Origin of the sequence: Rothia similimucilaginosa, assembly GCF_029850985.2 — a bacterium.
GTDB lineage: Bacteria > Actinomycetota > Actinomycetes > Actinomycetales > Micrococcaceae > Rothia.
Genome location: NZ_CM138149.1, coordinates 1,370,425 through 1,384,440, shown reverse-complemented (window position 1 = coordinate 1,384,440; position 14,016 = coordinate 1,370,425). Strand labels below are relative to the sequence as shown.

Genomic DNA, 14,016 nt, shown 5'->3' with positions numbered 1-14,016 from the left:
GCTGTTTTTAGCGGCCAAAATTTATACTCCCCACCCCACGGACCTACTCCCTACCCGTAGTTCTCTACCCATGGTTCTCACGCTATGACTGACAGATCCCACTACCCGGCCACCGGGCTCATCCGCATGATCGACCCTGCCAAAGAACCCAAACCGCTGACTGACATCGCTGCCGACGCACTCGGCGACGAGCAGCGAGCCGAAGCCAAACGCAAAGCCCAGCTGCGCCTGCGCACCCGCATGATTGCCACCGGCTTCCACGACCCCTCCAAGGCAGAGCGCTGGCTCAACGCGCCTGAACTGCAGCACGTCTCGCAGGATGCGCTCTTTGCCGGGCTGCGCCTTGCCCCCTCACCGGATATTGCCCTGCCCGCCCTTGTGCGCCTCATTGAGAAGCATCCAGCGGTTGCTGAGCGCGCCAACTGCAGCGAAGAAGAATTCGGCATGTACCGCCTGCTCGGTGCGTCCCAGGCGATTGGCGATTTTCTCTACCGCCGCCCCGAGCACATTGACTCGCTCTTCGACACGCAGGTGTACCCGGCTGAGAGCGCGCTGATTCGCTCCCAGCACCCGGCGTCGATTCTGCCGGAAACCGATGGGGAATTCCTGACCCCCATCGCACCGCTGGACACCCCCTACCGCCGCGATATCCTTACCGCCCTCGGCGCCGACCCCCACGCGGAGCGTCCGCGCGCTACCGTCGAGCAGACCGGTAAAGACGGCTACGTGACCCTGCGCGTTGCCTACCGCGCCGCCCTGGCGCGCATCGCCCTGCTCGACGTGTGCTGTGAAGACCCGGTCGAAATGATGCCCACCATCGGTCGTCATCTCGCCGATTTGGCTGCCGCCGCGCTGGAGGGCGCGCTCGCCATTGCACGCACGGAAGTTGCGGAGGGGCTGGGCCCTGGCCTGGCGGCTCCTCGCCGTGGCGAAGCCGTAAACGCCCTGGACTTGGCGATTATCGGCATGGGTAAGTGCGGTGCCCGCGAGCTGAACTACATCTCTGACGTTGACGTGGTGTACGTGGTTGCGCCCGTGGAACCCGCCGCCACGCCCAATACCGAGGCGGAGGGGGAGAGCGCCCCTCTCAAGCTCACAGAGAACGAATGTTCCACCATCGGCACGGAACTCGTGCACGCCCTCACCCGCGCCATCATGGGCCCCGCGCCCGAACCCGCCCTCTGGGAAGTCGACGCGAACCTGCGCCCCGAGGGTAAAGACGGCCCGCTCGTTCGCACCGTCGAATCCTACGTTCAGTACTACAAGCGCTGGGCCGAAAACTGGGAGTTTCAGGCGCTGCTCAAGGCACGCCCCATCGCCGGTTCGGCGCAGCTGGGAGCCCGCTACGCCCGCGCAATCGACCCCTTTGTGTGGGAGTCCGCCGCCCGTGAATCCTTCGTAGAATCCGTGCAGGCGATGCGTGCCCGCGTGACCGACAACATTCCCGTACACCAGGTGGGCCGTCAGATTAAGCTGGGCCCGGGTGGTCTGCGCGATATTGAGTTCACCGTGCAGCTGCTACAGCTCGTGCACGGTCGAACCGACCCCGCCGTGCGCACCAAGTCCACCGTGGATTCCCTGGCGGCGCTGACCGCTGTTAGCTACATTAGCCGCACTGACGCCGAAACGTTCAGCCGCGACTACAAGAAGCTACGCGTGCTGGAGCATCGCATCCAGCTGCAGCAGTTGCGTCGCACCCACCTGATGCCCGAGAAGGACGCCGAACAGCGCGCCCTGGCTCGTTCAATCCTGTCCCCGGAACGCAATGGCACGCTCTCCGCTGAACAGATGCTGAAAGCTTGGCAGAAAATTAAACGGAATGTCCGTTCTCTGCACGAGCGAATCTTTTTCCGCCCGCTACTCGCCGCCGTCTCCACTCTCAGCCGCGACGAAGTGGTGCTCAGCGAACAGGCAGCACAGGACCGTCTTGCAGCCCTCGGCTACCGCGACCCGCGCGGCGCTATGCGCCACATCAAGGCACTCACCACGGGACTTTCCCGCAGTGCAGATATCCAGCGTCACCTCATGCCCGTGCTGCTGGGCTGGTTCGCCCGCGGCGTGGACGCGGACGCCGGCCTGCTCGGATTTCGCATCGTCTCCGAATCGCTCGGTAGCACCAGCTGGTACCTGCGTATGCTCCGTGACTCACCCGCAGCTGCTGAACGCCTCAGTCAGCTGCTCTCCAGCTCGCGCCTTATGACCGACCTGCTGGAGGACGCCTCCGCCTCTATTGCCTGGCTGGATAAGGTCGCCGACCTCAAGCCGCTGGGGGAGGAAGCGCTCGCTTCTGAGGTGTCTTCTTTGCTGGCTCGTCACGCTGATGCGGTCGAGGCAATGCGCGCCGTGCGTTATATGCGTCGGCGTGAGACTCTGCGCACTGCCATGGGCTGGGCTCTTGGCATCGTTGACATTGAGGACACCTGCGCCGGTCTTGCTGCCATTGATGAGTGCACGATCGGTGCGGCGCTGCAGATTGCCCTGCGTGAGCTTCAGGTCACCCCGGAAGGAGCCGGACCTGCCGAAACTGAGGAGACAGCGGGGGAGAAGCTGCTCACCCGCATCGCCGTCATCGGTATGGGCCGCCTCGGCGGCGCCGAGAACGGTTTCGGCTCCGATGCGGACGTCATGTTCGTCCACGAACCCCTCGAGGGGGTCGACGAAGACGCCGCGCAGGAACAGGCGGCACGCATCGTCAACCGTACCCTGGCGCTCCTCAAGCAGCCGGTGAAGCCCGCCATTCGCGCCGAACGGCCCCTCGAAGTGGACGCCGACCTGCGCCCCGAAGGCAAGCAGGGCGCTATTGTGCGCTCGCTGGACTCCTACCGTTCCTACTACGAACGCTGGGCGGAAACCTGGGAATTCCAGGCGCTCACCCGCGCCCGCCCCATCGCCGGCAATGAGGAGCTCGGACGTGCCTTCGTGGAGCTCATCGACCCGTACCGCTACCCGGCAGCTTTCGCGCCCGAACAGGTGCAGCAGATTCGCCGTATGAAGGCGCGCGTTGAGAATGAACGCATGCCGCACGGTGCCGACCGCACCCGCCAGCTCAAGCTCGGCCGCGGCGGACTCTCCGACGTGGAATGGCTGGTCCAGCTCGTGCAGCTGCGCCACGCACATGCCGTGCCGGGGTTGCGCACCACCTCCACGCTGTCAGCATTGAATGCGGCGGTTGAGGCGGGACTGGTCGAGGCTGCGGATGCGGAAATCCTCAGCGGTGCCTGGCTGCTGGCCACGAAGATTCGCGGCGGCAACGTGCTACGTGGGGTGCGTCAGTCGGATACTTTGCCCTCAGGTCGTGATGATTTGGAGGCGATTGCTCGCTGGTGCGGATACCCCGCCGGCAGTGCACGCGCCCTTGAAGAGGACTACCTGCGCCAAACCCGTAACGCCCGCAAGGTCTACGAACGACTCTTTTTCGAAGAGCTCTAGAGTCTCTTGAAAACATGAGCCTGGCGTTTTCGCCGGTGCGGATTTCCGGTGTGGATTTCATAGGGGAGGGGTAGGGAACATGGTTCCCCGCCTCTCCTTTTCTTCGTTCTCTTTTGAAAAATTTTGTGGACGTTCAGCGGGCATCATGTGCCCGCCGCTAACCTCGCGGGACTAGTAACCACCCCAAAACTTCTAAAATGTGACTGGCACCATGAAAATAAATTTTGATTGCACTCCTCAAAAACGAAGCGAAACACCCCATTCTGCCCCGGAAACATGCGGAATACGGGGTAATCTACAAAGGATTTGGCAAACACTCAAAAACCCCGTATAGTATTTACCTGTCAGCACGACGGAGGAAAAAACTCCTCGGAATAATTCAAATTGAATACGCTGATATGCGGTTGTAGCTCAGTTGGTAGAGCACCACCTTGCCAAGGTGGATGTCGCGAGTTCAAGTCTCGTCAACCGCTCGTAAGGACTCCAAGAGTTCGAACGCGTTCCCTTGTGGAGCGTATGCGGTGAGGTGGTCGAGTGGTTAGGCAGCGGCCTGCAAAGCCGTGTACGCGGGTTCGAATCCCGTCCTCACCTCGCAACAAAACATTTGTTTTGTGAGCGCGATTGGCGCAGCGGTAGCGCGCTTCCCTGACACGGAAGAGGTCACTGGTTCGATCCCAGTATCGCGCACAGATAAAAGCCCTTAGCTTTCGAGCTAAGGGCTTTTGTGTTTAATTTTTTGGTTGAGGAGGGGCGGTGTTGCTCCGTTGCCCTGTGTATGTTCTGGAGGCGGTGCTGCGTATATTTCCTCCGTGGGGTCGCAGAGAACCTGCCCTCGCTTCACTTCGCGTACCCAAGCCCTGCACATGCGGAACCGAGGCTAAGTGTTTTACTTACGAGGCGGAGGGGCGGTGTCCTCCGTCGTGACATCAGGGTGCCGCCCCGGGCTCTCTCCACCGCGACGTAAGGAAGAGCGGAGAGCGTCCGGGGCGGCGGGCGCCCCTGTAGGAGCGAGGACGAACACCGCCATCCGCGCAACTAAACCGTATTCCCGGAATTAGTGCTTGATGGCGTCCAGCGCCTCACGCTGAGCCTTCGCAATGCGCTTCTCAGACACCGTGTAGGCGGTGCCAAGCTCCTGGGCGAAGAAGCTGACGCGCAGCTCCTCAATCATCCAGTTCACGCGGCGGAGCGCATCCGGCACGATGGTGCCTGTCGGTAGCGACTTAACTGCGTTATCGTAGGAGTCTTCCAGATCCTGCACAGTGAGCATGAGCTGGTTGTCGCGGTGCAGGTTCGGGCCGAGCTTCGTCAGGCGCACCTGGGCGGCCTTGAGGTAGCGGGGGATGTGAACCAGCTGGTCGTAGCCGGTCTTCGCCACGAATCCGGTGTAGACCAGGTTCTCCATCTGTGCCTTCACGTCGGAGACGGCGTGCATGGTCGTCAGCGAGGTTGCCTTCTTGATTGCCTTTTTCAGCGCGGTGGCCTCGGAGAGGATTTCGGCGACGAGCTTGGTGACGTCGAAGACCGTCTCAATGAGTTCGGCACGTACATGCTCGTAGAGTTCGCTGTATTCGGCGTGCGTGAAGATGGGGGTGTGCGGCACGAGATGGTCGAGTGCCGCGACGGTGCAGTCGCGAATGAGTTCGTCGATGGAGCCGTGCGGGTTCTGTGTGAAGACGATTTTCTCCTTATGGGAGAGGTGTTCGCTCACGTAGCGTACGGGTGAGGGCACCTGCAGTTGGAGCAGGCGGATGATGCCGCGGCGCTGGGCGTGGAGCTGTTCGGCTTCGGTGGAGAAGATGCGCAGGCCTACGCTGGTTTCTTCGTCGACGAGGGCGGGGTAGCCGTTGACCGCTTGGGTGGCGATGATGCGCTGTACCTTGCGGGGAATCTCTCCGTTGGGGAAGAGGTCGGCGGGGAATTCGGTGAGGCCGCTGATTTCGCGTACCTGCGAGCCGTGTGCGTCAGCTGCCTGAGCGGTGGTGCTACCCTGAGCATTCTTCGCGCCCTTCTTGGCAGAAGCCGCGGAAGTACCTGAGCCACCCGAGCCGCCCTGGGCGAGCGCCACCATTTTTGCCATAGTGTCGTCGGATGCGCCGAGCGAGTCGGCGAGGGCGCCGCGAATCTCCTTGTGGAGCTGTTGCTGCAGGGCGCGTAGGTCCTTGCCTTCGCCCAGGATTTTGTTGCGTGCGTTGCGCACCTGGAATCCCATTTTCAGGTGTTCGGGCACGGCGTCCCAGTTGAAGGCTTCGGGCTCGACAACGACGCCGCGCAGGCGGCGTAGTACGAGTGCCAGGGAGGGGATGAGCTCGTCGGTGGCGGGGGAGTAGTCCTCTTCCAGAGCGGCGCAGGCGGCGCGTGCCACGTCGGGCGCGGGCACGAAGTTGCGTCGAATCGCCTTGGGGAGCGATTTGATGAGCGCGGTAACGAGTTCGTGGCGCAGGCCGGGGATCTGCCAGCGGAACGGTTCGGGGCTCAGCTGGTTGAGGAACAGGATGGGTACCTGGACTGCTACGCCGTCGCGCTTGGCGGCGTCGGTGCGTGCACCTCCGATGCCGGCGGTGGGGGCGTATTCGTAGCGCAGGTCGAGGGTCAGCTCGCCGCTGTCGGTGCGCTGCACCCACTGACGGGGGAACTGGGAGTCGTCGTAGTCGGCGGCCTCCTCGTTGATGAGCTTTTCGGGGTTGAAGTCCAGGTAGTTGTCGTCTTCGAGACGTGCCTGCTTCCACCACTTATCGAAGGCGCGAACGTCCGTCACGTGGGCGGGGATGCGTGCGTCGTAGAAGGCGAAGAGTACGGAGTCATCCACGCGCAGATCGCGGCGGCGCAGGCGCGCCTCAAGTTCTTCGACTTCGGCGAGGGCGCGCTGGTTGCGCAGGTAGAACTTGTGCTGGGTGCGCCATTGGCCTTCGACGAGGGCGGACTGGATGAACAGTTCGCGGGCTGCGGCGGCGTCTACGCGAGCGTACTGCACGGGGCGGTCGGCGTAGATGGTCAGGCCGAAGAGGGTGCCCTTGGCATAGGCAACTGCCGCGCCGGAGCTAAGCGACCAGTGCGGTTCGGAGTATTGCACGCTGATGAGGTGCTTGCCGATTTCTTCGATCCACTGCGGGTCGATGGAGGCGTTGGTGCGTGCCCACAGGCGGGAGGTTTCGACGAGTTCGGCGGAGAGCACCCAGTCGGGGCTCTTTTTGAACAGGCCGGAGCCGGGGAAGATGGCGAACTTGGTGCCGCGTGCGCCGAGATATTCGCGGGGGCCGCGGTTGCGTCCCTTGGAGTCCTTTTCGCGTTCTTCCTTCACGCCCACGTGCGAGAGCAGGCCGGAGAGCAGGCTCTTATGGATGTCGATTTCATGGGCAGAAGCGTTGATGTCCCTGCCGCTGCTGGCGTGAATGTTGGCGGTGCGTCCCATTTCGCGTAGCTGGGCGAATAGGTCCTGCCATTCGCGGATGCGCAGGTAGTTGATGTATTCGCGGTGGCACAATTTGCGCAGTTGCGAGGAGGACAGCGCCGCCTGCTGCTCGTTGATGTAGTCCCAGAGCAGCAGGAAGGATAAGAAGTCGGAGGTGTCGTCGACGAAGCGGGCGTGCATGGCGTCTGCTTCGGCGCGTACGTCGGCGGGGCGTTCGCGCGGGTCCTGGATGGTCAGGGCGGCGGCGAGCACCATCATTTCCTTGGCGCAGTTGCGGCGACTGCCTTCGATAATCATGCGGGCCAGGCGTGGGTCCACGGGGAACGCCGCCATGGCTCGGCCGATGGCGGTGAGGGTTGCGCTCTTGCCGCGGCCCTTGCGGGGGGCGCGGGGGCGTTCGGTGAGCGCGCCGAGTTCGCGAAGTAGGTTCACGCCGTCGTTGATGGAGCGGGATGCGGGCGGCTGCACGAACGGGAAGCGGGAGATGTCGCCGGGTTCGCGGACCACGCCGATTGCGATCATCTGCAGGATGACGGCGGCGAGGTTGGTGCGCAGAATTTCGGGGTCGGTGAACTCGGGGCGCGAGTTGAAGTCTTCCTCGGAGTAGAGACGGATTGCGATGCCGTCGCTGACTCGGCCGCATCGGCCGGAACGCTGGTTGGCGCTGGCCTGCGAGATACGTTCGATGGGCAGGCGCTGAACCTTGGTGCGTGCAGAGTATCGGGAGATGCGTGCGGTGCCGGTGTCGATGACGTACTTGATGCCGGGCACGGTCAGCGAGGTTTCGGCAACGTTCGTGGCGAGCACGATGCGCGGGCGCGATCCGGGGGAGAACACGCGGTGCTGTTCGGCGAGCGAGAGACGCGCGTACAGGGGCAGCACTTCGTAGTTCAGGCGCGGGGACTTGGCGACCATTGTCTCGATGGCGTCCTTGGCGTCGCGGATTTCGCGTTCACCGGAGAAGAAGATGAGGATGTCGCCGGGGGCTTCTTTGGACAGCTCTTTGATGGCGTCGAGGACGCCGTCGGTGGGGTCGTGGTCGTCTTCGATTTCGTCGTCTCCGAGGTAGTCTTCCTCATCGAGCGGGCGGTAGCGGATTTCCACGGGGTAGGTTCGGCCAGACACCTCGATGATGGGCGGCGCGTCGTCGGGCAGGATTGCTTCGGCGATTTCGCGTTCTTCGGCGCTGAGGTTTTCGTCGACGATGCCCTTGCCCGGCACGTAACTCGGTGAGAAGTGGCGCGCGAAACGCTCCGGGTCGATGGTCGCGGAGGTGATGATGACCTTCAGATCCGGGCGCTGCGGCAGGATGCGCTTGATGTAGCCGAGGATGAAGTCAATGTTCAGGCTACGTTCGTGCGCCTCGTCAATGATGAGGGTGGAGTAGCGGCGCAGCAGCTTGTCGTTCTGAATTTCGGCGAGCAAAATGCCGTCGGTCATGAGCTTGATAGCGCTGTGTTCGCCCACTTCGGAGGTGAATCGCACCTGGTAGCCGACGGTTTTGCCGATTTTCTGGCCTAGTTCTTCGGCGATGCGTTCGGCGACGGAGCGTGCGGCGAGTCGGCGCGGCTGGGTGTGGCCGATGAGGCCTTTAGCGCCCAGGCCCAGGTCGAGGCACATTTTAGGAATCTGGGTGGTTTTACCGGAGCCTGTCTCACCCGCGATGATGACGACCTGGTTGTCGTGGATCGCGTTCATGATGTCTTCACGGCGTTCGCTGACGGGCAGCTCTTCGGGGTAGGTGATGACCTCGGGGATGAGCGGCTCGTAGCGGCGCGGTGCCGGGTGCTTTTGCTGGTTGCCCTTGTTGTCGCCCTGCGCACCGCCCTGCTTGCGGGTGCGGTTGTTGCCGCCTCCGCGTCGGTTGGAGCGGGAGGTGTTGGAGTTGCGTTCGGAGGCGCTGCGGGAGGAGTTCTTGCGGTCTGCGTTACTCTTCTGGGCGCCGTTTTTGACCGCGTTGTTCTCAGTAGTTTTATCTGCGGTCTTGCCCGCGGCTTTTTCAGCGGTTTTTTCGGAGGATCGTATCTTTGCCGCGTGGATTGCTGCTGCCATGCTCGCCATGGTGGGGGCGATGCGGGGGGCCTTAGAAGTAGAAGTATCTGCGTGTTTCTTCGTGGATTTCTGCTCAGACATATCTTATCCAGTGTACTCGCCTTGCCCGCGGTGGGCTTGGGGTGTGCTTTGTTTGTCATATTTGGGTTTGTTCGCGGGAACCCCGGGTGGGGAGCGGTGGAATCATGACCCTAAAAAGACTAATTAAGATATAATAAATGACATCAAATGCTATCTAAGAAACTTATAATTATTCATCTGAATTTTATGCACTATAGATGCGAATTAACTGCGCTTCTTAACTTTTTTTCGATAGTTTCGTTCAACTGCTACAGTGGTGAATAACACAGTAACGAAGGAGTGACTATGCCATCACCAAAGACGTACCCGGCAACACGTGCTGCAGTGTTGGATTGCTGCGAAGACGGACAGCATGAAGAAATTCACCACCGCTGCGAAGAACTCTTCCAAGCCCTCGTTCACGCGAGTCTGCGCACCCACTTCGATCGCCTCAGCGCCGAAGAAACCCTCTACCTGGTGACCGGCGACGGCGAGCGCGTACAGATTTCTCCCGAAATGTACGGACCCCTCACCTCCGTAGCGCGCGCATTCGCCGACCGTAAGGATGTCTGCGTGGTACGCCAGGACCGCCTGATGACCACACAGGAGGCGGCAGACTACCTGGGCGTATCTCGCCCGACCGTTGTTCGCCTGCTGGAGCGCGGAGATATTCCGTTCGAGCGCATTAATACGCACCGTCGCGTTGCTTTTGATGACCTCGAACGTTACCGCCTTAAGCACGAATACGTGAACCGCCGCGTTCGCTAAACCCGTATCTGGTCAATCACTGTCTGACCAATCACTCTGATGAGACAGCACGGTTCAGCCGGCACAGTTCAGACAGTATGGTTGCGCTGAATAGCGCGGTTGAGGAATAGCAGCATCTGCTGAACAATCTCGAGGCTAAAACAGCGCGAATCCCCGTGTTCGGCATCCGGAACCAGCACCAATTCGGTAGGTACCTGCCGCGTGCGCAGCGCCTGATACATCCGCACCGATTGCTGGTACGGCACACACGAATCACTGATACCGTGCACGAGCATGAGGGCAGTGGCACCGCCGCTCACTCCCTGTGCGGAGGCACCGTCGACCTTTTCCACTTGTTTCTGGGGGCGTACCGCATCAATAGGATGCGCGCGTTCCCAGTTCTTTTGGGTACGCTCGATGCAGACCCCTGGAACCGCCCGCTCACCCCTGGAAACGTCGATAGTAGACGCATCTGTGGGCACCGGGTAGGTGCTTCCCAGCAGTCGCCACTCGGCGCCATCGTCCTCGGGATGATCGAGGGCGTAGCCAGCCAGAGGGCGATCGGTGAAGATGGTCCTCAAATCGCTGACCCCGTAAAACGAAGCTGCCGCCCTCACCTGTGAACTATGGGACGGGTAGGCGCTCGCCGCCCTGCCTTCAAAATATTCGTCCTGCTCGGATGAGCTCGCAGAACCCCCAAATACAGAGTCACCGGCGGCGGAATCTCCCGTATGCGCAACCATCATGCTCAGGTGCCCGCCGGCGCTTCCACCTGCCACCGCAATGCGCTGCGGGTCGATACCGAACTCGTGCGCGTTGGCGCGGAAGAAACGCACCGCCTCCTTCACATCGTGCAGGGCGCCGGGGAAGAGCGCCTGATGCGAATACCGGTAGTTGATGGACGCAACCGCCCAGCCTGCCTGCTGAAAAGCGGCGCGCATGAGCGCCTGGGCATTGGGCTGCTCCCCGGAGGGGGTGCGCAGGATAGTGTCGCGTAGGGCCTGGTTGGTGCCGAAGCGCCAGGCGCCACCGTGGATCCACACGAGCAGCGGCGTGGGGGAAGAAGTCACGGCAGTTGAAGTTTCAGCAGCCGCGGGGAAAAAATCGTAGGCGAACGCCTCGCGAGTTACCGGGGACTGCGCACCGTAGTCGGGTAGCGAGTGGGCATCGTAAAAGCCCGCCTCGCGGTAAAAACCGGAGCGGTACTCGGTACTCTCAACGGTCGGCACACCCTCAGCAGGCAGTGCGCCCTCAGCGTTCAGTGCGCGCTCAATCTTCGGCGCGCTCTCAGAGTTCAACATAAATCAGCGCCGCGTTAGGGAACCAGTACAATCTTGCCGCGGGTGCGACCCGTTGCCACCAGGGCGTGAGCCTGCGCTGCCTGCGAAAAATTAAGCACCTGATCCACGTGCACCTTCAATAGACCCAAGGACATGAGGCGGGCAATCTCCTGCATCTGCGTGCGGTCCGGGTGAACCGTCAGCCACTGCGCCTCGAAGCCGCGCTCACGCGCAACATCCAGAGGGTCGGGGCTGGTCAGGGTGACAATACGGCCGCCAGGAACCAGCACCTCAAGCGAATCAAGGAAGGTCTGCTGACCGGTGGAATTGAGTACCACGTCCATGGTCTGACCCAGTACGGCACGGAAATCCTCGGTGCGGTAATCAATGGGCTGGGCACCCAACGAGTGCACAAACTCGTGGTTCGCCGCGGAGGCGGTCGCAAAAACCTGAGCGCCCGCCTGCGCCGCCAACTGAACGGCGAGGTGACCGACGCCTCCGGCGCCGGCGTGAATGAGCACGCGCTCACCTTCCTTCAACCGCGCCACCTCGAAGATCGCCTGGTATGCGGTCAGCGCCGCCAGGGGAGCGCCACCCAATTGTGCGCAGGGAACATCGGCGGGCACCTTCACCAACTGATGCGCCGGGGCGAGAACATACTCGGCGTACGCACCGGCGGGGGAGGGGAAAGAAACAAGACCAAATACGCCGTCGCCCACCTTAAAACCCGTGTAGTCGCCGGCGGTAGCAACCACGGTGCCGGCAACATCCCAGCCGGGCACGAAGGGCTTGTACGACGGGTCTGCCAGCTGAGCGGCGGGACCCAAGCCCTTGCGAGTGGTCAGATCAATCGGGTTGACACCGGCGGCAACCGTCTTGATGAGCACGTGACCGCGCACCGGGGAGGGGATAGGCACGTTTGCTTCGTGCAGAACGCTTTCGTCACCCCATTCGGTGAGCTGAATCTGGCGCATGGTGGTCATCGGGTTACCTCCGCTGTCGTGGCTTGAAGCCGTGCTGATGTGCCTGGTGTGCGCGTTTCCCCATTCTCTCAAGGTGGTTAGCGTTGCCACAACAGGCAGGTGGGTAGTGTCCATCCTCTGAGGTTTAAGAGGGAGCTACCCGGCATGGCCGTTAAATAAAAATAAAAAGGAGCCGATACCCGAACGATATGCCTCGGATACCGGCTCCCGTGTTCCCTCTCGAATAAGAACATCGTGCCCCTGAAAGGATTCGAACCTTCGACCCCCAGTACCGGAAACTGGTGCTCTAATCCGCTGAGCTACAGAGGCAACCCATCTATGGTATCAGATAAGCACTAGATAAAACGGTCAGGCACCTGCCAAGGCTTGCTAGAATAGTTTGTTATGACTCCTGAAGAACTCTCCGAAGCTATTGCGCTTGCCCTTGAAGAAACCATTTCCTCCGGCCAGCTGACCCTTGTGGAGGGCGCTGAACTGCCCGCCGTCCGAGTGGAGCGCCCCAAGTCCCGCGAACATGGTGACTGGGCAACCAACGTCGCTCTGCAGCTCGCTAAGAAGGTGGGCAAGAACCCGCGTGAGGCAGCAGCTCTTCTGGCAGAGAAGATTGGCGCCATCGCCGGTGTTGCATCTGTAGATATTGCTGGCCCCGGCTTCCTGAACATCACCCTGGACGCCGCAGCTGCTGGTGAGCTCGCCGCCACGATCGTTGAGGCTGGCGAAGCATACGGCCGCAGCGACAAGTTCGCCGGTAAGACCATCAACCTTGAGTTTGTCTCTGCGAACCCCACCGGCCCCATCCACCTGGGTGGTACCCGCTGGGCTGCCGTCGGTGATGCGCTCGCCCGCGTCCTTGAGGCTGAGGGCGCTAACGTCGTGCGCGAATACTACTTCAATGACCACGGCACCCAGATCGACCGTTTCGTGCGCTCCCTGATTGCCGCGGCCCGCGGTGAGGAGACCCCCGAGGACGGATACGCTGGCGCCTACATTGTTGACATTAAGGACCAGATTCTGGCTCAGCGCCCCGACGCGCTTGAGACTGAGAACCCCGAAGAAATCTTCCGCGAAATCGGTACTCACTTGATGTTCGATCAGATCAAGGAGTCCCTGGCGGCATTCGGCACCCACTTCGACGTGTTCTTCCATGAGAACTCCGTATTTGAAGACGGCAAGGTGGACGCCCTGCTCGACACCATGCGCGAGAACGGTCAGCTCTTCCAGGCTGACGGCGCATGGTGGATGCGCACCACCGACTACGGTGACGACAAGGACCGCGTGGTCATTAAGTCTGACGGCAACCACGCCTACGTGGCGGGCGATATCGCCTACTACCAGGACAAGATGACCCGTGCAGAAAACCCCGCCGATGTGGCGATTTACATGCTTGGTGCTGACCACAACGGCTACGTGGGCCGTCTGAAGGCTATCGCACAGATTCTTGGCTACCGTGCCGACCAGATTGAGGTCATGATCGGTCAGCTGGTGAACCTGGTCAAGGACGGCAAGCCCGTCCGTATGTCCAAGCGTGCCGGCACTGTGGTCACCCTCGAGGACCTGGTCGAAGCCGTTGGCGTTGACGCGGCCCGCTACGAGCTGACCCGCTACTCGGTGGACACCCCCATCGACATTGACCTGGGCTTGCTGACTTCTAAGAGCAATGAGAACCCGGTCTACTACGTGCAGTACGCTCACGCACGTACCGCCGCTGTGGCACGTAACGCTGCAGAGGCTGGCGTGAAGGTTGAGGACGGCGTGGACACCTCCCTGTTCGACTCGGCTGCTGACGGTGAGCTGCTGGCTGTACTCGGTCAGTTCCCCGCTGCTGTGCGTGATGCCGCGAAGTTCTACGAGCCGCACCGCGTGAATCGCTACCTGGAGCAGCTCGCTTCGGCGTACCACAGCTGGTACGGTGTCTCCCGCGTCGCCCCCAAGGCTGATGAAGAGGTCACCGATTTGCACCGTACCCGCCTGCTGCTGAACAATGCAGCACAGCAGGTGCTGGCTAATGGCCTGAACCTGCTGGGTGTGAGCGCACCCGAGCGCATGTAATACT

Annotated in this window: 6 protein-coding genes and 4 tRNA genes; 6 read left to right on the top strand and 4 right to left on the bottom strand. The window is 61.6% G+C overall.

Features of this window, described 5'->3' with window-relative positions; genetic code table 11:
* Positions 1–84: 84 nt before the first annotated feature.
* From QFX07_RS05755 to QFX07_RS05740, 4 genes are all read left to right on the top strand, one after another.
* Complete coding sequence (locus tag QFX07_RS05755) at positions 85–3,429, top strand: bifunctional [glutamine synthetase] adenylyltransferase/[glutamine synthetase]-adenylyl-L-tyrosine phosphorylase (protein WP_279754652.1); 3,345 nt, start codon at positions 85–87, stop codon at positions 3,427–3,429.
* A 400-nt stretch (positions 3,430–3,829) separates the two neighbouring features.
* Positions 3,830–3,902: transfer RNA gene (locus QFX07_RS05750), tRNA-Gly, on the top strand.
* Positions 3,903–3,949: 47 nt separating this feature from the next.
* Positions 3,950–4,020, top strand: a tRNA-Cys gene (locus QFX07_RS05745).
* A gap of 24 nt (positions 4,021–4,044) precedes the next feature.
* Positions 4,045–4,116: transfer RNA gene (locus tag QFX07_RS05740), tRNA-Val, on the top strand.
* Positions 4,117–4,483: 367 nt separating this feature from the next.
* Here the strand turns inward: QFX07_RS05740 and hrpA are convergent.
* Entirely contained in the window at positions 4,484–8,974 is a 4,491-nt protein-coding gene (hrpA, locus tag QFX07_RS05735) for an ATP-dependent RNA helicase HrpA (protein WP_279754651.1), read from the bottom strand.
* A 285-nt stretch (positions 8,975–9,259) separates the two neighbouring features.
* Between hrpA and QFX07_RS05730 the strand changes: the two genes are divergently transcribed.
* The gene (locus QFX07_RS05730) at positions 9,260–9,721 is read left to right on the top strand and encodes a helix-turn-helix domain-containing protein (protein ID WP_279740493.1); all 462 of its coding nucleotides are present in this window, start codon (positions 9,260–9,262) and stop codon (positions 9,719–9,721) included.
* A 68-nt stretch (positions 9,722–9,789) separates the two neighbouring features.
* Here the strand turns inward: QFX07_RS05730 and QFX07_RS05725 are convergent, their stop codons facing one another.
* The 3 genes from QFX07_RS05725 to QFX07_RS05715 form a co-directional block, all read right to left on the bottom strand.
* Positions 9,790–11,001, bottom strand: a complete 1,212-nt coding sequence (locus QFX07_RS05725; protein WP_279754649.1) for an alpha/beta hydrolase — start codon at positions 10,999–11,001, stop codon at positions 9,790–9,792.
* Between the two features lie 14 nt (positions 11,002–11,015).
* Positions 11,016–11,963 (bottom strand): NADP-dependent oxidoreductase, encoded by a 948-nt coding sequence (locus QFX07_RS05720; protein WP_279754648.1) that lies wholly within the window; start codon positions 11,961–11,963, stop codon positions 11,016–11,018.
* A gap of 235 nt (positions 11,964–12,198) precedes the next feature.
* Positions 12,199–12,272 (bottom strand) — tRNA-Arg (locus QFX07_RS05715).
* Positions 12,273–12,347: 75 nt separating this feature from the next.
* Between QFX07_RS05715 and argS the strand changes: the two genes are divergently transcribed.
* Positions 12,348–14,012, top strand: coding sequence for an arginine--tRNA ligase (argS, locus tag QFX07_RS05710; RefSeq protein WP_279754647.1), 1,665 nt, complete (start codon positions 12,348–12,350; stop codon positions 14,010–14,012).
* Positions 14,013–14,016 lie beyond the last annotated feature (4 nt).